This window comes from Sulfitobacter alexandrii, from assembly GCF_001886735.1.
Taxonomy (GTDB): domain Bacteria; phylum Pseudomonadota; class Alphaproteobacteria; order Rhodobacterales; family Rhodobacteraceae; genus Sulfitobacter; species Sulfitobacter alexandrii.
The window spans coordinates 1,340,100-1,358,693 of sequence record NZ_CP018076.1; the positions used below are offsets into that span (position 1 = coordinate 1,340,100).

The window sequence follows — 18,594 nt, forward strand, 5'->3', positions numbered from 1 at the left end:
TGCGTTGCATTCGAGTATTTTGGGCATAAAGAAGCCGGGGGAGCGCCCGGCCCGGGACGAGGTTTCCAGATATGGGCGGTTTTCCGATTTCGATGCGCAACCCGGTGGTGTACCCCGGCCCGCCGCCCGCCGACACGGACGTGGTGGTGATCGGCGGCGGCGTGATCGGGGTTTGCACGGCGCTCTATCTTGCGCGGGCAGGGCGGCGGGTGACGCTGCTGGAGAAAGGGCGCGTGGCGGGCGAGCAGTCCTCGCGCAACTGGGGCTGGATCCGGCAGCAGGGCCGTGATCCGGCCGAACTGCCGATCATGATGGAGGCGCTCCAGCTCTGGCAGGATCTCGCTGCCGAGACGAACGTGGATTTCGGCTTGCGGCAGACCGGTGTCACCTATCTGGCCGAAACTGAAAAGGCGCTGGCGGGCTACGAGGCCTGGGCCGGGACCGCCGCCGCCCACGGGCTGGACACGCGGATGCTGAGCCCCGACGAGGTGGCCGGGATGTTTCCCGGCCTGCATCGGCGCTACGTGGGGGGCATGACCACGCCGTCCGACATGCGGGCCGAACCCTGGCTGGCGGTTCCGGCGTTGGCCGGGATCGCGGCGCGCGCGGGCGTCCGCATCGTCGAGGGCTGCGCGGTGCGGCGGCTGGACGTCACGGCCGGACGCATCAGCGGCGTTCATACCGAGGCGGGCCGCATCGCCTGCGGGCAGGTGGTGCTGGCAGGCGGCGCATGGTCGGCCCTGTTCCTGCGCAATCACGGGATCGGCCTGCCGCAGCTTTCCGTGCGCGAGACCGTGGTCGCGACCGAACCGCTGGCCGACGTGCACGCCGGGGCCGCGGCGGACGCCGGGCTGGCCTTTCGCCGCCGCGAGGACGGCGGCTATACCCTGGCGGGCAGTGGCCGATCCGAGCTGTTCATCGGCCCGGACGCCTTCCGAGCGCTGCCGCACTACATCCCGCAGTTGCGGGCGGCGCCCTTCGACCAGGGCTATCGGCCCGCGGCCCCGCGGGGATTTCCCGATGCCTGGGGCACCCCGCGCCGTTGGAGCGCGAAGGAGGAAAGCCCGTTCGAACGCATGCGGATCCTCGATCCCGCGCCGAACCGGCGCCTCGTGGCCCGTGCCTGCCGTGGTTTCGCGGCGCGTTATCCCGACCTCGGGCCGGTAAAGGTCAGGGCCGCCTGGGCGGGCATGATCGACACGATGCCGGACATCGTGCCGGTGATGGATCACAGCCCCGACATCGAAGGGCTGGTGATCGGCACCGGCATGTCGGGCCACGGCTTCGGCATCGGCCCCGGGGCGGGGCGGTGTCTGGCCGCACTGGTCACGGGCGGCGAGGTCGGTCATGATCTGAGCCGATTCCGCGCCAGCCGATTCACCGATGGCAGCCCGATCGTGCTGCCGCCTCTCTGAGACACCCGCGCAAAGGACCGTCCATGCCGATCAAGAACCGTTTCGCCGAAACCCACGCCGAGATCACCGCCTGGCGCAGGCATCTGCATCAGCATCCCGAACTGCTGTTCGACGTGCACGAAACCGTCAAGTTCGTGGAGGAGAAGCTGCGCAGCTTCGGCATCACCGATATCACCACCGGGATCGGCAGGACCGGGCTCGTCGCCGTGATCGAGGGGCGCCAAAACACATCGGGCAGGACGATCGGCCTGCGTGCGGACATGGACGCCCTGCCGATCACCGAGGCGACCGGGGTCGACCACGCCTCGACGAACCCGGGCAAGATGCACGCCTGCGGCCATGACGGGCACACCGCCATGCTGCTGGGGGCGGCGCAGTATCTTGCCGAGACCCAGAATTTCGACGGGCGCTGCGTGCTGATCTTCCAGCCGGCGGAGGAAGGCGGCGGGGGCGGCAACGAGATGGTCAAGGACGGCATGATGGACCGCTGGGACATTCAGGAAGTCTACGGCATGCACAACATGCCGTTCTTTCCGGCGGGGGAGTTCGCGATCCGGCACGGCGCGCTGCTTGCGGCGGCGGACGAGTTCGAGGTGTTCATCGACGGGCGCGGCAGTCACGCGGCGGCCCCGCACAACGGCGCCGACAGCAACCTTGCCGCCGCCCACGTGGTGGTGGCGCTGCAAAGCATCGCGTCCCGCAATGTCGATCCGGTCAAGCAGGTGGTGGTTTCCGTCACCACGGTCCAGAGCGATACCGACAGCCACAACATCCTGCCGCAGTCGGTGCGCCTGCGCGGTACGGTGCGCACCCTCGACGAGGCGGTGCGCGACCTCGCCGAGGCGCGGTTCCGGGAGGTGGTGGAACACACCGCTGCCGCCTACCAGTGCAAGGCGCGCATCGACTACCAGCGCGGCTACCCGGTCACCGTGAACCATCCCGACCAGACGGATTTCGCGGCGGACGTCGCCGAGAAGGTGGTGCCGGGGGTTCTGCGCGACCTGCCGCCGGTGATGGCGGGGGAAGATTTTTCCTACATGCTGAACGCGCGGCCGGGGGCCTACATGATGATCGGCAACGGTGACAGCGCGTCCCTGCACCACCCGGAATACGATTTCAACGACGCGGCGATCCCGGCGGGCTGTTCGTGGTTCGCCGAACTGGTGGAAACCCGGTTGCCGGTGGGGTAGATGAAGGCGAAAGGTGGGCGAACGGCCCGCCTCTATCTGGTTTCCCCGCCCCAACCATCGAAAAGGACATCCCATGCCCGTCAAGAACCGCTTTGCCGAACTGCACGATGATATCACGGCCTGGCGACGTGATCTGCACGAACATCCCGAAATCCTGTTCGACACCCACCGCACCGCGGCCACCGTCGCGGAGAAGCTGCGCGCGTTCGGGTGCGACGAGGTGGTCGAGGGGATCGGCCGCACCGGCGTCGTCGGCGTGATCAGGGGCAAGAGCACCGCATCGGGCAAGGTGATCGGGTTGCGCGCGGACATGGACGCGCTGCCGATCCACGAGCAGACCGGGCTTGACTATGCCTCGAAGACGGACGGGGCCATGCATGCCTGCGGCCATGACGGCCATACCGCCATGCTGTTGGGGGCGGCGCAATACCTGGCGGAGACGCGGAATTTCGATGGCACGGCTGTGGTCATCTTCCAGCCCGCCGAAGAGGGCGGCGGCGGCGGCAAGGTCATGTGCGACGACGGCATGATGGACCGCTGGGGCATCCAGGAGGTCTATGGCATGCACAACTGGCCGGGTATGCCCACCGGCAGCTTCGGCATCCGGACCGGTCCGTTCTTTGCCGCCACGGACCTGCTGCAGATCGAGATCGAGGGGCTGGGCGGCCACGCGGCCAAGCCGCACGAGACGATCGACACGGGGGTGGTGACGGCGCATGTCATCACCGCGCTGCAGACGATCGTCAGCCGCAATGCCGACCCGATCGGCAACATCGTGGTGTCGATCACCTCGATCGAATCGTCGTCCAAGGCTTTCAACGTGATCCCGCAACGCGTGAACCTGATGGGGACCGTACGCACCTTGAGCAACGAGCTGCGCGACCTCGCGGAGAAGCGCGTCACCGAGATCTGCGAGGGGATCGCCGCAACCTTCGGCGCCAAGGCAACGGTCGACTACAAGCGGAACTACCCGGTGATGGTGAACCATCCCGAACAGACCGAGTTTGCCGCCGACGTGGCGCGGAGCGTTTCCGGCCAATGCGACGAGGCACCGCTTGTGATGGGGGGAGAGGATTTCGCCTTCATGCTGGAGGAACGGCCGGGCGCCTATATCCTGGTGGGCAACGGTGACGGGGCGATGGTCCATCACCCGATGTACAACTTCAACGACGAGGCGATCCCGGCGGGATGCAGCTGGTGGGCCGGCGTGGTCGAACAACGGATGCCGGCGGCCTGACCCACACGCGCAGGGCGGGCTGGGGCCCGTCCTGTTTCGCGCCACCCGGAGGGCGTGCCCCGGGCCGGCGTTCCGTTTGAGTATTTTCGGCATAAAGAAGCGGGGGATGCGCCCCGGTGCACCCCTGCGCGCGCCTGTCAGCCGTGCCAGAGGGACTGGTAGACCGCGTCGATCCCGTCCGCTTCGGCGCGGGCGCTGAAGCGGGACAAGGCGGTGTGGCGGGCGGCTTCGGCGATGGTGTCGTCGCGCTCCAGCAACGCCTTGGCGGCGGCGGCGGCAGCTTCGGGGTTGTCGAGGGGCACGATGGTGCCGACCCGGCCCGCATCGGAAAAACTGCGGTAATAGCCTGCGTCGCTGCCTACGAACGGCGTGCCGCTGGCGAGACCTTCGAGCGGCACCATGCCGTAGCCTTCGTAACGGGGCAATTGCATGACCAGCGACAGGGCGCGCATCAGGGGGGGCAGGTCGGGGGACGGTATCTCTCCGACAAAGCGCAGGCGGTCCGTCAGCCCTGCCGCCGAAACCCTGTTTCTGAGGCCGTTCAGGTAGCTTTCGAACTTGCCGCCCGCGCGGCCGACGACCAGGGCGGTGACATCCGGATGATCGGGCAGGAAGCGCAGCATGGCGTCGACGAAGATATCCGTTCCCTTTTCGGGGCGGATGCGCCCCACCGTGGCGATCCCCCGGCTGCCGCCGAAGCCCAGGGCCTGCCATGCGGCGGCGCGGTCCGGTGCGGGGGTGAACAGATCGGTATCCACCCCGTGAGGGACGACCGCGCGGACGTGGGGGACGAATTCGGCGGCTTTCTCGGTGGTGGCGATGACCGCGTCCATGCGGCGGATCAGCCAGCGGGGATAGGCGGAATGCAGCCTTTGCGCGGCGGAGGTAAAGACGATGCGGATCGGCGCGCGGCGCACGTCGCGCAGCCAGATCGCGCTGCGCATCTCGGGGTTGCGGCGCACGTGCCAGATGGCGAAGGGGCGGTTTTCCGTCGGGCCGCTGCGGCAGACGCGGTGGGCCTGCGCAGGCGTCACGGGGGCCGGGCATCCAGGCAGGGGCTGGCCCACCAGCGCCAGATCGTGGTGGCGCATCTGCTGGCGGATGACATTCGCCGCCGTGGCGGAAACGCCGGTGAAGTTCGGGTTGTAGTTGGTGACGAAGAGCTCAGGCACGGGGGGCAAGCTCCAGCGCCTTGATCAACCGTTCGGCGATGCTGTCGAGCATGTCGGTCCGGTCTCGGGTGAAGGCGGAGGCCGCGGCCCTGACCGCCTCGAGCGCGGCGGGATCGTCTAGCAGCGCACCGACCCGTTCCGCGATGTCACGGGCATCGGCCACCAGGCGCGCGGCGCCGCGGGCCTCCATCTCGGCGAAGGTCTCGGCGAAATTCGTGACGTGGTTCCCGGACAGGACCGCCGCCCCCGCCTGCGCGACCTCGAACGGATTGTGCCCGCCGATGGGGCGCAGCGAGCCGCCGAGGAACACGATATCACCGAGCGCGTACCAGGTACCAAGTTCGCCCAGTGTATCGGCGAGAAAGACCTGGCCGCCCGGCATGTCGCCCCGGGTGCGGCGGGTCAGGCTCAGCCCCGCGTCCGCGATCAGGCCGGTGACCTCCTGTCCCCGGTCGGGATGGCGCGGCACCAGTATCAGGCAGAGGTCGGGATAGCGTTCCAGCAAGGCCTTGTGGGCGGCCAGCACGGTCTGTTCCTCGCCCGGGTGCGTCGAAGAGGCGATCCAGACCGGGCGATGCCCGAGCGCCGCGCGCGCCTCGAACAGGGTATCCTCGTCCCGCGGCAGGGGGCCGGCCAGCGATTTGAGGTTGATGCCCCGGGCCACCCGGTCGGCGGGTGCGTTGATCTCGACCATGGCTTCGGCCATGGCGTCGTTCTGGGTGAGGATCAGGTCGAAGACCTCGAACAGGTAGCGGGCGGTTTTCGGAAAGCGGCGCCAGTTGGCGATGGATTTCGCCGACAGGCGCGCGTTGACCAGCGCCATCCGTGTCCCCCGCGCGTGGGTCCGCCGCAGCATCTGGGGCCAGAGCTCGCTTTCCACGAAGATCGCGGCATCGGGACGCCAGTGGCGCAGGAACCGCCGCAGCGGTCCCGGTGCGTCGAGCGGCGAGAACTGGTGCACGCATCGCGGCGGCATCCGCCGCGCGACCATCGCGGCTGACGTCGCGGTGCCGGAGGTGATCAGGAAGCGTGCCGCCGGCAGGGCATGGCCCATCCGGCCGATCAGCGCGAGGACCGCCTGCGTCTCTCCCACGGAGGCGGCGTGGAACCAGACGAGCGGCGCGTCGGGATCGCGCGGTTCGGTGGCATGGCCCAGCTTTTCGTGGCAGCGCACGACCGGCACGCCAGCGCGGCGCAGCTTGGAAATGGCCACGCGGGCGGCGAAAGGCACCAGCACCGTGCTGGCCCCCACCCAGAACCGGTAGAGCAGGGGAGCCATGCCGGGATCAGCCGCCGGTGTGGCTCATGTGCCGGGGCATCTGGCCGTCGAGCCGTTGGCGGGAGTAATCGAAATCGTGACCCTTGGGCTTGCGGTCGATGGCGGCACGGATGGCCGCCTCGAGCGGTGCATCGTCATCGGGATGGGAGCGCAGGGGGGCCCTCAGGTCGGCCACGTCTTCCTGTCCCAGGCACATGAAGATCTCGCCGGTGCAGGTGATCCGCACGCGGTTGCAGCTTTCGCAGAAGTTGTGGGAGAGCGGCGTGATGAACCCGATCTTCTGTCCGGTCTCCTCGAGCCGGACATAGCGCGCGGGTCCGCCCGAGCGTTCCGCCAGATCGGTGACGGTGTATTCCTCGGCGTAGCGGGCGCGCACGTCGCGCAGCGACCAGTACTGGCCCAGGCGGTCCTCGTTGCCCAGATCGCCCATCGGCATGACCTCGATCCAGGTCAGATCCATGTCCCGTTCCGCGCACCAGCGGGTGATCGCCGGCAGTTCTTCCTCGTTGAAGCCCTTGAGCGCGACCGCGTTGATCTTGACGCGCAGCCCCGCACGCTGGGCGGCGTCGATGCCGCGCAAGACCTGCGGCAGGCGGCCCCAGCGGGTGATCTCGGCGAACTTGGCCTCGTCCAGCGTGTCGAGCGAAATGTTCACCCGGCGCACACCTGCGGCGTAGAGATCGTCGGCGAAGCGTTCGAGCTGGCTGCCGTTGGTGGTCAGCGTCAGTTCCTTGAGCGCACCGCTGTCGAGATGTCGTTTCATGTTGTCGAAGAACGTCATGATCCCACGGCGCACCAGCGGCTCGCCCCCGGTGATGCGCAGTTTCTGGACACCCAGGCCCACGAAGGTCGAGCACAGACGGTCCAGTTCTTCCAGCGTGAGCAGTTCCTTCTTCGGCAGGAAGGTCATGTTCTCCGACATGCAATAGACGCAGCGGAAATCGCAGCGGTCCGTGACGGAGACGCGCAGGTAGGTGATGGCGCGGGCGAATGGGTCGATGAGCGGAGCGTTCATACACAATAGGTAATGGCGTGCCCCCATGCCCGCAAGCGGCATTTCCGAGATTGCGACCGGGGGCGCGGGGCGCTAGCCTGTGGGCATGAAAAGAACACTTGTCCTCATCGCGTTGGTATCCGGGGTATCGGGCTGCGCCGCCGTGTCCGAACGGTTCGGGCTGGGTGGCGGATCCGGCACCACCGACCAGACGACGCCCGCCGACCCCTTCGTGTCCGCCCCGGAAACCGTGGAAACATCCGCGCTGGACCCGGCGACAGCGGCCCCGCCGCCCCCGGCCTCGGCCCGTTCGGCCGAGTCGCTGGACACCACGACGCCGGAACAGCGCGCCGCGGCAGCGGCCCCGGCAGCCGAGGGCAGCCGCGCCCTGGGCACGACCGTTGCCTCGTTGGGCGATCCGACGCAGCCGGGGCTGTGGCTGAAGACACCCTTGGTCGGCACCGAGTCGCAGGGGCGGGTGACCAATCCCGCGACCGGCAAATCCTCTGCCGTCACGCTGATTCCCCGCGGGGGCGAGGCGACGGGCGGCAGCCAGATGTCGCTTGCCGCGCTGCGTCTGATCGGTGCCTCCCTGACGGACCTGACCGAGGTCGAGGTCGCGCTGGAGGGGTGACGCGATCCGCCTTTGCGCGTGCCGGACGTCAGCTTGTCCTGGTCAGATGGCGCAAGGCTTCGCGGCGGGCGAAGGGCTTCATGTCCCCGCCGTGCCGGTCGATGAACGCGGTGGTGCGCGCGGGATCGTGTTTCGACAGGTCGCGCAGCCACCAGCCGATCGCCTTCTGAATGAACCATTCCCGGTCCGCGACCAGATGGGCCGCCCATCCGAGGATGCGGTCGCGTGCCGCGCTTTCCGCGGGCTTGGGGTTGTTCTGCTTGGTCCACGGCAGGGTGGAGACAAGCGCCGCGCGGCGGGTCCACATGTGATCGGAGGAGACCCACGTTTCCACCTCGTCCAGCCGTGCGGGATCGGCCACGAGCCGTCTGGCACCGGCCATGCAGGCGTGATCCGCGATGGCCCAGCTATCGAAGGTCGGTGTCCATGAGGCGATCAACTGCCATGCGGGGGTATCATCGGGCCGGATCCGGGCCTGTGTCAGCAGCTTTGCCGCGGCGAGGCGGGCTTCGAACACGTCGGTGCGCCATAGCCCGTCGGCGATCGCCACGCGGGCCTTCGCGTCTGTGCCGGCACGCCATTCCTTTACAAGGTCGTTGATCTGCGGGTTCGACAGACCGAGGTAGGGGCGGTCGATCTTGTGATAGGCCTGCATCTGCGCGGCCCGGTCCGGATCCGCGTGCGCCCGGAGCTCCTCGAGGCAGCGCTCATGCATCGGTGTCGCCGAGGATGTGGGTCGGCAGGCCGTCGATGCTGTTGAGGTTGCGTTCCCGCCAGTAGGCCGCGACGCCGTCCGGCCCCTTGTCCTCCGACCATTTCCGCAGCACCTCGCGGGGTGCCTTGTGGTCGAAGAAGGGCACAGCGAAGCCGCAACTCGTCTGAACGAGGTCGACCGTCAGGTCGTAGATCTGACGCGCACCGGGATCGGGGGGGAACGCGGCATTCAGTTCGGCGAACGCGTGGTCCCGCGGATGCAGCGTCCGGGCCGAGCCGTAGGCGCGCAGGATCATCGGGCGGGTTTCAAAGCCGCACCACATCAGCGTCATCCGGTTGACCTGCGCCAGATGCGCCGCCGTCTCGTTCCCCGAGCCGGTCAGGTTGCGCCAGACGATGCGGTTCGGATCGAGAACGCGCAGCGAATCCATCCCCTTCGGCGACACGTTGACACGGCCCTCGGCCGCTGCTGTGCCGCAGAAGAATATGTGCTGCGCCTCGATGAACTGGCGGTGGTCGGCGGAGATGCTGTCGAACTGCTTGGCCACGGGCTATTCCACCGTCACCGATTTCGCCAGGTTGCGGGGCTGGTCCACGTCCGTGCCCTTGGCGACGGCGGTGTGGTATGCCAGCAGTTGAGCGGGCAGCGCGTAGAGGATGGGCGCCAGCGCATCCGGTATCTCGGGCATCTCGATGCTCGACCACACCCCCTGGCTCGCCTCCGAAAGGCCCCTGGCGTCGGAGATCAGGATCACCTTTCCCTTGCGCGCCATGACTTCCTGCATGTTGCTGACGGTCTTGTCGAAGAGCGCGTCGCGGGGCGCCATGACAATGACGGGCACCTCTTCGTCGACCAGCGCGATGGGGCCGTGCTTCAGCTCGCCTGAAGCATAGGCTTCGGCGTGTATGTAGCTGATTTCCTTCAGCTTCAGCGCACCTTCAAGGGCGAGGGGATACATCTGGCCACGGCCCAAGAACAGGACGTCCCGCGCGGTCGAGAGCTTGTAGGCCGTGTCGCGCATGGCGGCGTTCTGCTCCAGCGCCTGATTGATGATCGACGGCAGCCCGCGCAGCGCCTGCACGTGGCTGTCGAGCGTGCCGGCATCCAGCACGCCGCGGTCGCGGGCGGCCTTGAGCACGAGCATGAACAGCACCGTCAGCTGGCAGGTGAAGGCCTTGGTCGAGGCCACGCCAACTTCGACGCCTGCGTAGATCGGCAAGGCAACGTCGCTTTCCCGCGCGATGGAGCTTTCGGGAACGTTGACCACGCTCGCGATCTTCTCGGCCTTGCCGGCGCAATAGCGCAGGGCGGCGAGGGTATCGGCGGTCTCGCCCGACTGGCTGACGAAGATGGCCAGTGTCCCCTTGGTGATCGGGGGTTCGCGGTAGCGGTACTCGGACGCCACGTCGACTTCGACAGGGATGCGGGCGATCTGTTCGAACCAGTACTTCGCGGTCAGACAGGCATAGAAAGCGGTACCGCAGGCGACCATCGTGATCCGTTCGATCCCGGCGAAGTCGAGCCCCGCACCCGGCAGGTGGATCTCGCTGTCGGTGCCGAGATAGTGTTGCAGCGCCTGACCCAGCACTCCGGGCTGCTCGGCGATCTCCTTGGCCATGAAATGCTTGTGCCCGCCCTTGTCGATGCGGGTGCTGTCGATCTGGATGGTCTTGATCGGCCGCTCGACCACCGCGCCCGCGCTGTCGGTGATCTCGACCGATGTGCGCGTGATGACGGCGGTGTCGCCTTCTTCGAGATACGAAATCCGGTCGGTCAGCGGCGACAGCGCGATGGCGTCAGACCCGACGAACATTTCGCCCGTGCCGTAGCCGATCGCCAGCGGGGATCCCTTGCGCGCGGCAATCATCAGATCGTCCTCACCGTCGAACAGGAAGGCCAGGGCGAAGGCGCCTGTCAGCCGGGACAGCGCCTGTTTCGCTGCCGCCACCGGGTCGGCGCCCTGTGCCATGTAGTGCTGGGTCAGCAGCGCGACGGTTTCCGTGTCCGTTTCGGTCACGAATTGCACACCGTGTCCGGCGAGTTCCTCGCGCAGTTCGCGGAAATTCTCAATGATGCCGTTGTGCACGACAGCCACGCCGCCGGCGCGGTGCGGGTGGGCATTTGTGACCGTGGGCGCGCCGTGGGTGGCCCAGCGGGTGTGGCCGATGCCGGATTTCCCGGTCAGCGGTTCATGCACCAGCAGGTCGCTGAGGTTGACCAGCTTGCCCACCGCGCGCCGGCGGTCCAGTGTGCCGTTGTTGACTGTGGCGATCCCGGCGCTGTCATAGCCGCGATATTCCAGGCGCTTGAGCGCCTCGACTAGGATCGGCGCCGCCTCGTGATTTCCGAGGACTCCCACGATTCCGCACATTTTCAGCTGCCTCGCTGCATTCTGGCCTTCTTGGCCTTCAGGATTTCGAACAGTTTCCGGCCCATGCCGGGTTTTTCCACCTGCGGCGCGCGGGCGAGGGCCAGCGCATCGGGTTCCACGTCCGACGTGATGACGGAGCCCGATCCCGTCATGGCGCCGTCGCCGATGCTCACCGGGGCCACCAGCATGGTGTTGGACCCGATGAAGGCGCGGGCGCCGATGTGCGTGTGGTGCTTCATCACGCCGTCGTAGTTGCAGGTGATGGTGCCTGCGCCGATATTGGCGGCGGCGCCGACAAAGGCATCGCCCACGTAGCTGAGGTGATTGATCTTGGCCCCTTCGGCCACCTGTGCATTCTTGATCTCGACGAAGTTGCCGACGCGCACGTCCTCGGCCAGTTCGGCGCCGGGGCGCAGACGGGCGTAGGGGCCGACAACCCCGCCGCGGGCGACATGGCACCCTTCGAGATGCGAGAAGGCCCGGATGGTCGCGCCGGATTCCACGGTGACGCCCGGCCCGAAAACCACGTTAGGTTCGATCAGGGTGTCGCGCCCGATCACGGTGTCGCGGGCAAGATAGACTGTTTCCGGGGCCGTCAGGGTCACGCCGTCTTCGAGCAGCGCCGCCCGGGCGCGGGTCTGGAACGTGGCGTCCGCCAGCGCGAGGTCGGCGCGCGAATTGACGCCCATGGTTTCGGCCTCGTCGCAGGTGACGGCGGTGGCCCGCAGCCCGCGTCCGCGGGCCAATCCCACGATGTCCGTCAGGTAATACTCGCCCGCCGCGTTGTCGTTGCCGACCGCGTCGATCAGGTCGAACAGCAATTCGGTGCGGGCGGCGACCACGCCAGAGTTGCACAGCGTGATCGCGCGCTCTGCATCGGTGGCGTCCTTGAACTCGACGATACGCTCCAGCGTGTCGCCGTCCATCACGAGACGGCCGTAGCGGGCCGGGTCGGCGGCCTCGAACCCCAGCACCGCGACATCGTGGTGATCCAGCGCGGCCTGCATCCGCTCCAGCGTCTCGGCACGAATGAAGGGGGTGTCGCCGTAGAGGACAACCGTCATGCCGTCGAAAGCCGCCAGTGCCTCGCGGGCCTGGGCGACGGCGTGCGCCGTGCCAAGCTGCTCTGCCTGTTCGACCACGATCGCGTCGGGATCATGGGCCAGCGTGGCGGCGCGCACCAGATCGGCGCCGTGGCCCGCGACCACGACGGTGTGTTCGGGCGCCAGCACGCGGCCGGATTCCATCGCGTGTATCAGCATCGCCTCGCCGGCGATGGGGTGCAGGACCTTGGGCAGGTCCGAATTCATCCGTGTGCCTTTGCCTGCGGCAAGGATGACCAGTGACGTATTCATACTGTTCTCTTTATGCTCTACCTTGCATTCTGTTTACCCCCTCCGCACAAAGGCGCAAGGGTGGCAGGGATCAAGATAGGTTGCGGCCTGCAACAAGAAGGGGCAGGGAACCGCGTGGACGGGGGTGGCATGAAGACGGTTGTTTTCGATCTGGACGGAACGCTGGCGGATACGAGTGGCGACCTGATCGCCGCCGCGAACGCCTGTTTCAGGGACATGGGAGCGGGTGACATCCTGGACCCCGTCGCGGATGCCGGCACCGCCCTGCGCGGGGGGCGCGCCATGCTCACTCTGGGCATGGGGCGGCTGGGACGGGCCCGGGATGAGGACACCATCAATGCCTATTATCCGCGCCTGCTCGAAGCGTACGCGCGCGACATAGACACGCATACTACGCTCTATCCCGGCGCGATGGAGGCGGTGATCCGGCTCAAGCAGGCGGGTTACAGGGTGGCGATCTGCACCAACAAGCCCGAAGAGCTTGCCAACACCCTGCTGACCCGGCTTGGCGTGCGCGACGTGTTCGACGCGATGCTGGGGGCCGACACGCTGGCCGTGCGCAAGCCGGACCCCGAACATCTGTTCGAGACGGCCCGGCGGGCCGGCGGCGATCCCGCGCTGTGCCTGCTGATCGGCGACAGCGATACCGATCGCAACACGGCCCGGAATGCCAAGAGGCCTTGCGTCCTCGTCACCTTCGGACCGGCGGGCGACGACATGGCGGCACTGGAGCCGGAGGCGCTGTTGAACCATTACGACGATCTGCACGACATCGTCGTGGGCCTTGTGGGGGCGGCAGGATGAGCGACGTGTTCAAGGGCAGTTTCACCCAGCAGGAACCGATCCCCGAAGAAGGGATCGAGGCGGCGGTCGCGGTCATGCGTTCGGGTCGTCTGCACCGCTACAACACGGCCCCGGGCGAAGTCGCACAGACCGTGCTTCTGGAACAGGAATTCGCGGCGAAGGTCGGCGCGCGCTACTGCCTTGCCGTGGCATCGGGTGGCTATGCAATGGGCACCGCCCTGCGTGCCGTCGGGGTCAGGCCCGGCGATCGCGTCCTGACCAATGCCTTCACCCTCGCACCGGTGCCCGGCGCCATCGCCGCCGTGGGTGCCGTTCCGGTTTTCGTCGGGGTGACGCGGCAATTGGTGATCGACATCGAGGACCTCGCGGCAAAGGCCGATCAGGCCAACGTCCTGTTGCTCAGCCACATGCGCGGCCATCTGGCGGACATGGAGGCCCTGATGCGCCTGTGCGATGCGCGCGGCATCACGGTGATCGAAGACTGCGCACATACGATGGGTGCCGCATGGAACGGTATCCCGTCGGGGACACAGGGCAAGGTGGGGTGTTATTCCTGCCAGACCTACAAGCACATGAACGCGGGCGAGGGGGGCTCCTGATCACGGACGACCCGGTGATCGCCGCCCGTTCCGTGATGCTTTCCGGCTCCTACATGCTGTACGAGAGCCACAAGGCCGGGCCCCCGAAGGAGGTGTTCGAGACCATCCGCTTTGACACGCCGAATGTTTCGGGTCGCATGGACAACCTGCGCGCGGCGATCCTGCGGCCCCAACTGCGCGACCTCGACCGCCAGTGCGCGCGCTGGAACGAACGCTATTTCCGTATCGAAGCGGGATTGCGCGGCACGCCCGGTCTGACGGTGATCGAGCGTCCGGCGCAGGAAACGATCGTCGGATCGTCGATCCAGTTCCTTCTCGACGGCTGGGACGCGCGGGACGTGCAGGAGGTGCTGCGCCGGTGCCGGGAGCGGGGGGTGGAGCTGAAGTGGTTCGGCGCTGCCGAACCGGTCGGGTTCACCAGTCGCTACGATTCATGGCGGTACGTGAAGGCCGAAAGAATGCCCGCCAGTGACGCGGTACTGGCGGGCATCGTGGACATGAGGGTGCCGCTGACCTTTTCTCTCGAAGACTGCGATCTCATCGCGCGGATCATCCGTGCCGAGGTGGGCGCGGTGCACCAGAACGTCGAAGGCGGGGCGCACAGCCCCGCCTGAGCGTCAGAACATCAGCGTTCCGTGCTTGCCCGCGTCGGGCTTTTCATCGGTGACGTTAGCCTTGGCGATCTCGTAGAGGAACTTGAGGTTGCCTTCGGTCACCCAGACCTCGGCTTCCTTGAGGTCCATGCGCAGCAGTTGCACATCGGGGTCATTCTTGTCCCCGTCGAACCATGCGGCGGCAAAGGCGTTCCAGATGTCATCGAGCTGTTCGTCATCGTGTGAAACGGTGATCCGCCCATGGATGCGCGCGTAAAGATGCTCATCCTTGCTGGAAACGATGTATTCCGCGTCCGCGCCGGTGCCTGCGGCCTTGGAAATGTCGGTGTCCTTGGCGGTGATGAACCAGAGCGTGTTCGGCGTATCATCATCGACGAAATGGCTCATCGGAACGGAGCGCGCGTTGTCGGCGCCCAGCATGCCGGAGCGGATGTCTTCCATGCGGTCCCAGAATTCCTTTTTCAGATCGGTGCTCATTGCGGTATCCTTTGCAGATGTTGGCGTGTTTCAGTCGGCCAACGGCTGCGGGGGGCAGCGGGTTCCGCAGCAGGACGCAGCTTGACGAAAACGATGCCGCCGCGTAGGTAATGAACATTCGTTCAATAACGAAGCCGGGGAGGCGGACATGTTCAATGCGAGTATGAGTTTCGATCTGGGGGAAGACATCGGTGCCCTGCGGGAAATGGTGCATCGCTGGGCGCAGGAACGGGTCAAGCCCATGGCGGCCGAGATCGACGCCAAAAATGACTTCCCTTCCGAACTCTGGCGCGAGATGGGCGAGCTGGGCCTTCTCGGCATGACCGTGGAGGAGGAATACGGCGGATCCGGCATGGGCTATGCGGCGCATGTGGTCGCGGTCGAGGAAATCGCCCGCGCTTCCGCGTCCGTCTCGCTGTCCTACGGCGCGCATTCGAACCTTTGCGTCAACCAGATCAAGCTGAACGGCACGCCCGGTCAGAAGGCCAAGTATCTGCCCAAGCTCTGCACGGGGGAACATGTCGGCGCGCTGGCCATGTCCGAGGCCGGTGCGGGAAGCGACGTCGTGTCGATGAAGCTGAACGCGGAGAAGCGCAACGATCACTATCGTCTTTCCGGCAACAAGTACTGGATCACGAATGCTCCGGATGCCGAAACGCTGGTCGTTTACGCCAAGACCGACCCGAAAGCGGGATCGAAGGGGATCACGGCCTTCCTGATCGAGCGGGGGATGAAGGGGTTCAGCACGCCACCCCACCTCGACAAGCTGGGCATGCGCGGGTCGAACACCGGCGAACTCGTGTTCGACGATGTCGAGGTGCCGTTCGAGAACGTGCTCGGCGAGGAAGGCCGCGGTGTCGCTGTCCTGATGTCGGGTCTGGACTACGAGCGCGTGGTGCTGGCCGGGATCGGGCTGGGCATCATGGCCGCGTGCCTTGACGAGGTCATGCCCTACGTGAGCGAACGCAAGCAATTCGGGGAGCCGATCGGAAATTTCCAGCTGATGCAGGGAAAGATGGCCGACATGTACACCGCGATGAACTCGGCGAGGGCGTATGTCTACAGCGTGGCGCAGGCCTGTGACCGGGGCAGCGTCACGCGTCAGGACGCCGCTGCCTGCTGTCTCTATGCCTCCGAGCAGGCGATGACGCAGGCCCACCAGGCGGTGCAGGCGATGGGCGGCGCGGGATACCTGAACGACACCCCCGTCGCGCGCATCTTCCGCGATGCCAAGCTGATGGAGATCGGGGCGGGCACCTCGGAGATCCGGCGCATGCTGGTGGGGCGTGAAATGATGGCGTCGATGGGCTAGGCGATGCCGCGGTGGTTGTGGTGGACCCCCTTGGTCGTGCTGACCGCGGTGGCGGGACTGTTGGTTTTCCGCCAGGGTTGGATCACCGCGCATATGACGGAGACGGACGTGATAAATCACTATGCCGACCGCTACGTTTCCGAGCATGGTGGACGGAAGACCGATTGCCACGCGGTGCCGGGGGCGGTGGCCGAAGTCTGGCTCGAGGTGCGGTGCGGCGGTGTGGTGATCTATCCGGTGGACCGGGCGGGCCGGCTGCTGCGGCGCGACCCGTCGGAGCCGACGACATGAGGACTGGCCGATGCCTTCGACCCGGCGGGCCCGGATTGTCGGCAGCAATGAAAACGAGGGAGACACGACCATGAGGCTGCTCTTGGTACTGGCGATGACCTGCGCGGGCGCGGCCGCGGCGCAGCAGGTGGACGGCAATGCGGTACGATCCTGTTTCGCGAACACCCCGATCGGAGAGACGACGCCCGACTGCCTTGGCGCGGCATCGAATGCCTGCCAGGACCAGGGCTTCGACACCACGCAGGGGATTACCCAGTGCATCCAGGCCGAAACGGCCGTCTGGGATGATCTGCTGAACGCCGAGTACAAGAGCACGCGCGCCGCCTTGGCGGATCAGGACGCCGCGCTGCCGGACACGTTGCTGACCGCGCAACGCGCCTGGATCGCCTTTCGCGATGCGGAATGTGCTTTGGACTATGCGCGCTGGCAGGGCGGTTCGATCCGCAGCGTGGTGTTTGCGAACTGCATGATGGTCATGACGGCCCGGCGCACGCTGGAGCTGCGGGACATGAAGGGAAATTGACGTGAAATTGCTATCTCAGGCTTTGCCCTCCTCCGAGGCCTACAAGGCGAACGAGGCCGCGCACCTCAAGGCGCTTGAACCGGTCCGGGCGGCGGCGGAGGCCGCGGCGCTGGGCGGCGGAGAGAAATCCCGCGCGCGCCACGAAAGCCGGGGCAAGATGCTGCCGCGCGAGCGTGTGGCGAACCTGCTCGATCCCGGCAGCCCGTTTCTGGAAATCGGCGCGACGGCGGCGCATGGCCTCTACGACGGGGCGGCGCCCTGCGCGGGCGTGATCGCGGGCATCGGCCGGGTGCAGGGGCACGAGGTCATGGTGGTCTGCAACGATGCCACCGTGAAGGGGGGCAGCTATTATCCGATGACGGTGAAAAAGCACCTGCGCGCGCAGGAGATCGCCGAGGCCAATCATCTGCCCTGCGTCTATCTCGTGGATTCGGGCGGTGCCAACCTGCCGAACCAGGACGAGGTCTTTCCGGACCGGGACCATTTCGGCGCGATTTTCTACAACCAGGCGCGGATGTCCGCCAAGGGTATCCCGCAGATCGCCGTGGTCATGGGGTCGTGCACGGCTGGCGGTGCCTATGTGCCCGCGATGTCGGACGTCACCATCATCGTCAAGGAGCAGGGCACGATCTTTCTCGCCGGGCCGCCGCTGGTCAAGGCGGCGACGGGCGAAGTGGTCAGCGCCGAGGATCTGGGCGGCGGCGACGTGCACACCCGGCTGTCGGGCGTGGCCGACTACCTCGCCGAGGACGACGCCCATGCGCTCGCGCTTGCCCGGCGGGCCGTGGGCGGGTTGAACCGCGCGCGCCCGGCGACGGTGCAATGGGAAAGCCCCGAGGAACCGGCCTATGACCCCGCCGAGATGCTGGGCGTGGTGCCCGCCGACCTGCGCACCCCCTACGACATCCGCGAGGTCATCGCACGGCTGGTCGACGGCAGCCGCTTCGACGAGTTCAAGTCCCGCTTCGGCGAGACGCTGGTGACCGGCTTCGCCCACGTCAAGGGGTGCCCCGTGGGCATCATCGCCAACAACGGCGTGCTGTTTTCCGAAGCCGCCCAGAAGGGCGCGCACTTCGTGGAGCTCTGCAGCCAGCGCAACATTCCGCTGGTCTTCCTGCAGAACATCACCGGCTTCATGGTGGGCCGCAAGTACGAGAACGAGGGCATCGCGCGCCACGGGGCCAAGATGGTCACCGCCGTGGCAACCACAAATGTGCCCAAGATCACGATGCTGGTGGGCGGATCTTTCGGCGCGGGCAACTACGGGATGTCCGGGCGGGCCTATCGACCACGGTTCCTCTGGACGTGGCCCAACAGCCGGATTTCCGTCATGGGCGGGCCGCAGGCGGCGGGCGTGCTGGCCACCGTGAAGCGCGATGCGATGGAACGGGCCGGGGAAACCTGGACCGAGGAAGAGGAAACCGCCTTCAAGCAGCCCACCATCGACATGTTCGAGGAGCAGTCGCATCCGCTCTACGCTTCCGCGCGGCTTTGGGACGACGGCATCATCGACCCGCGCAAGAGCCGTGATGTGCTGTACCTGAGCCTGACAGCCAGCCTCAACGCCCCGATCGAACCGACGCGCTTTGGCGTGTTCCGCATGTGACCCGCA

At 66.9% G+C, this 18,594-nt stretch carries 17 protein-coding genes and 1 pseudogene; 10 read left to right on the top strand and 8 right to left on the bottom strand.

The genetic code is table 11. The annotated features are described in order from the left end of the window. Nucleotides 1–71 precede the first annotated feature (71 nt). From BOO69_RS06485 to BOO69_RS06495, 3 genes are all read left to right on the top strand, one after another. Nucleotides 72–1,415 (top strand): NAD(P)/FAD-dependent oxidoreductase, encoded by a 1,344-nt coding sequence (locus BOO69_RS06485; RefSeq protein WP_071971357.1) that lies wholly within the window; start codon nucleotides 72–74, stop codon nucleotides 1,413–1,415. 23 nt (nucleotides 1,416–1,438) lie between these two features. Further along, a complete protein-coding gene (locus BOO69_RS06490; protein ID WP_071971359.1) occupies nucleotides 1,439–2,605 on the top strand; it encodes a M20 aminoacylase family protein in 1,167 nt (388 codons plus the stop codon). A gap of 73 nt (nucleotides 2,606–2,678) precedes the next feature. Beyond that, nucleotides 2,679–3,842 carry a M20 aminoacylase family protein gene (locus BOO69_RS06495; protein WP_071971361.1) on the top strand — a complete coding sequence of 388 codons (1,164 nt, stop codon included), beginning with the start codon at nucleotides 2,679–2,681 and terminating at the stop codon, nucleotides 3,840–3,842. Between the two features lie 137 nt (nucleotides 3,843–3,979). Here BOO69_RS06495 and BOO69_RS06500 read toward each other — a convergent pair whose 3' ends face one another. Genes BOO69_RS06500 through moaA form a run of 3 tightly spaced genes read right to left on the bottom strand, consistent with a single transcriptional unit; the run spans nucleotide 3,980 to nucleotide 7,308 of the window. Beyond that, nucleotides 3,980–5,014, bottom strand: a complete 1,035-nt coding sequence (locus BOO69_RS06500) for a glycosyltransferase family 4 protein (RefSeq protein WP_071973687.1) — start codon at nucleotides 5,012–5,014, stop codon at nucleotides 3,980–3,982. Beyond that, on the bottom strand, nucleotides 5,007–6,293 hold the full coding sequence (locus BOO69_RS06505) for a 3-deoxy-D-manno-octulosonic acid transferase (RefSeq protein ID WP_071971363.1): 1,287 nt from the start codon (nucleotides 6,291–6,293) through the stop codon (nucleotides 5,007–5,009). Before BOO69_RS06505 ends, BOO69_RS06500 begins: the two co-directional genes overlap by 8 nt. Nucleotides 6,294–6,300: 7 nt before the next feature. Further along, the gene (gene moaA / locus BOO69_RS06510) at nucleotides 6,301–7,308 is read right to left on the bottom strand and encodes a GTP 3',8-cyclase MoaA (RefSeq protein ID WP_071971365.1); all 1,008 of its coding nucleotides are present in this window, start codon (nucleotides 7,306–7,308) and stop codon (nucleotides 6,301–6,303) included. A gap of 85 nt (nucleotides 7,309–7,393) precedes the next feature. Here moaA and BOO69_RS06515 point away from each other — a divergent pair, with 85 nt between their 5' ends. Continuing rightward, a complete protein-coding gene (locus tag BOO69_RS06515; protein ID WP_071971367.1) occupies nucleotides 7,394–7,921 on the top strand; it encodes a hypothetical protein in 528 nt (175 codons plus the stop codon). Between the two features lie 28 nt (nucleotides 7,922–7,949). Here the strand turns inward: BOO69_RS06515 and BOO69_RS06520 are convergent, their stop codons facing one another. From BOO69_RS06520 to glmU, 4 genes are read right to left on the bottom strand one after another with little or no spacing between them, the layout of a single operon-like run. Further along, the gene (locus tag BOO69_RS06520) at nucleotides 7,950–8,636 is read right to left on the bottom strand and encodes a DNA alkylation repair protein (protein ID WP_071971369.1); all 687 of its coding nucleotides are present in this window, start codon (nucleotides 8,634–8,636) and stop codon (nucleotides 7,950–7,952) included. Next, on the bottom strand, nucleotides 8,629–9,183 hold the full coding sequence (locus tag BOO69_RS06525; protein ID WP_071971371.1) for a pyridoxamine 5'-phosphate oxidase family protein: 555 nt from the start codon (nucleotides 9,181–9,183) through the stop codon (nucleotides 8,629–8,631). The genes BOO69_RS06520 and BOO69_RS06525 overlap by 8 nt, the downstream gene beginning before the upstream one ends. 3 nt (nucleotides 9,184–9,186) lie before the next feature. Continuing rightward, on the bottom strand, nucleotides 9,187–11,007 hold the full coding sequence (gene glmS, locus BOO69_RS06530; protein ID WP_071971373.1) for a glutamine--fructose-6-phosphate transaminase (isomerizing): 1,821 nt from the start codon (nucleotides 11,005–11,007) through the stop codon (nucleotides 9,187–9,189). A 2-nt stretch (nucleotides 11,008–11,009) separates the two neighbouring features. Continuing rightward, nucleotides 11,010–12,362: a bifunctional UDP-N-acetylglucosamine diphosphorylase/glucosamine-1-phosphate N-acetyltransferase GlmU gene (gene glmU, locus BOO69_RS06535; protein WP_071971375.1), complete on the bottom strand. Its 1,353-nt coding sequence runs from the start codon at nucleotides 12,360–12,362 to the stop codon at nucleotides 11,010–11,012. Nucleotides 12,363–12,491: 129 nt separating this feature from the next. Between glmU and BOO69_RS06540 the strand changes: the two genes are divergently transcribed. Both BOO69_RS06540 and BOO69_RS06545 read left to right on the top strand, forming a co-directional pair. Then, nucleotides 12,492–13,166, top strand: a complete 675-nt coding sequence (locus BOO69_RS06540; RefSeq protein ID WP_071971377.1) for an HAD-IA family hydrolase — start codon at nucleotides 12,492–12,494, stop codon at nucleotides 13,164–13,166. Then, a pseudogene (locus BOO69_RS06545) lies at nucleotides 13,163–14,379 on the top strand (DegT/DnrJ/EryC1/StrS family aminotransferase). Before BOO69_RS06540 ends, BOO69_RS06545 begins: the two are co-directional and overlap by 4 nt. A 3-nt stretch (nucleotides 14,380–14,382) precedes the next feature. On the opposite strand, the gene BOO69_RS06550 reads toward BOO69_RS06545, so the two are convergent. Next, on the bottom strand, nucleotides 14,383–14,856 hold the full coding sequence (locus BOO69_RS06550) for a pyridoxamine 5'-phosphate oxidase family protein (RefSeq protein WP_071971379.1): 474 nt from the start codon (nucleotides 14,854–14,856) through the stop codon (nucleotides 14,383–14,385). 148 nt (nucleotides 14,857–15,004) lie between these two features. Here BOO69_RS06550 and BOO69_RS06555 point away from each other — a divergent pair, with 148 nt between their 5' ends. From BOO69_RS06555 to BOO69_RS06570, 4 genes are all read left to right on the top strand, one after another. Continuing rightward, nucleotides 15,005–16,168 carry an isovaleryl-CoA dehydrogenase gene (locus BOO69_RS06555; RefSeq protein WP_071971381.1) on the top strand — a complete coding sequence of 388 codons (1,164 nt, stop codon included), beginning with the start codon at nucleotides 15,005–15,007 and terminating at the stop codon, nucleotides 16,166–16,168. A gap of 3 nt (nucleotides 16,169–16,171) precedes the next feature. After that, nucleotides 16,172–16,459, top strand: coding sequence for a hypothetical protein (locus BOO69_RS06560; RefSeq protein WP_071971383.1), 288 nt, complete (start codon nucleotides 16,172–16,174; stop codon nucleotides 16,457–16,459). A gap of 70 nt (nucleotides 16,460–16,529) precedes the next feature. After that, entirely contained in the window at nucleotides 16,530–16,982 is a 453-nt protein-coding gene (locus BOO69_RS06565; protein ID WP_172839506.1) for a lysozyme inhibitor LprI family protein, read from the top strand. A 1-nt stretch (nucleotide 16,983) separates the two neighbouring features. Then, the gene (locus BOO69_RS06570) at nucleotides 16,984–18,588 is read left to right on the top strand and encodes a carboxyl transferase domain-containing protein (RefSeq protein WP_071971387.1); all 1,605 of its coding nucleotides are present in this window, start codon (nucleotides 16,984–16,986) and stop codon (nucleotides 18,586–18,588) included. The last annotated feature ends 6 nt before the right edge of the window (nucleotides 18,589–18,594 follow it).

What these genes read in the sequence shown, in the direction of transcription:
- BOO69_RS06515 (WP_071971367.1), top strand. Translation starts at nt 7,394, where the DNA reads ATGAAAAGAACACTTGTCCTCATCGCGTTGGTATCCGGGGTATCGGGC.
- moaA (WP_071971365.1), bottom strand. Translation starts at nt 7,308, where the DNA reads ATGAACGCTCCGCTCATCGACCCATTCGCCCGCGCCATCACCTACCTG.
- glmU (WP_071971375.1), bottom strand. Translation starts at nt 12,362, where the DNA reads ATGAATACGTCACTGGTCATCCTTGCCGCAGGCAAAGGCACACGGATG.
- BOO69_RS06555 (WP_071971381.1), top strand. Translation starts at nt 15,005, where the DNA reads ATGTTCAATGCGAGTATGAGTTTCGATCTGGGGGAAGACATCGGTGCC.
- glmS (WP_071971373.1), bottom strand. Translation starts at nt 11,007, where the DNA reads ATGTGCGGAATCGTGGGAGTCCTCGGAAATCACGAGGCGGCGCCGATC.
- BOO69_RS06485 (WP_071971357.1), top strand. Translation starts at nt 72, where the DNA reads ATGGGCGGTTTTCCGATTTCGATGCGCAACCCGGTGGTGTACCCCGGC.
- BOO69_RS06495 (WP_071971361.1), top strand. Translation starts at nt 2,679, where the DNA reads ATGCCCGTCAAGAACCGCTTTGCCGAACTGCACGATGATATCACGGCC.
- BOO69_RS06560 (WP_071971383.1), top strand. Translation starts at nt 16,172, where the DNA reads ATGCCGCGGTGGTTGTGGTGGACCCCCTTGGTCGTGCTGACCGCGGTG.
- BOO69_RS06550 (WP_071971379.1), bottom strand. Translation starts at nt 14,856, where the DNA reads ATGAGCACCGATCTGAAAAAGGAATTCTGGGACCGCATGGAAGACATC.
- BOO69_RS06540 (WP_071971377.1), top strand. Translation starts at nt 12,492, where the DNA reads ATGAAGACGGTTGTTTTCGATCTGGACGGAACGCTGGCGGATACGAGT.
- BOO69_RS06505 (WP_071971363.1), bottom strand. Translation starts at nt 6,293, where the DNA reads ATGGCTCCCCTGCTCTACCGGTTCTGGGTGGGGGCCAGCACGGTGCTG.
- BOO69_RS06520 (WP_071971369.1), bottom strand. Translation starts at nt 8,636, where the DNA reads ATGCATGAGCGCTGCCTCGAGGAGCTCCGGGCGCACGCGGATCCGGAC.
- BOO69_RS06565 (WP_172839506.1), top strand. Translation starts at nt 16,530, where the DNA reads ATGAGGCTGCTCTTGGTACTGGCGATGACCTGCGCGGGCGCGGCCGCG.
- BOO69_RS06490 (WP_071971359.1), top strand. Translation starts at nt 1,439, where the DNA reads ATGCCGATCAAGAACCGTTTCGCCGAAACCCACGCCGAGATCACCGCC.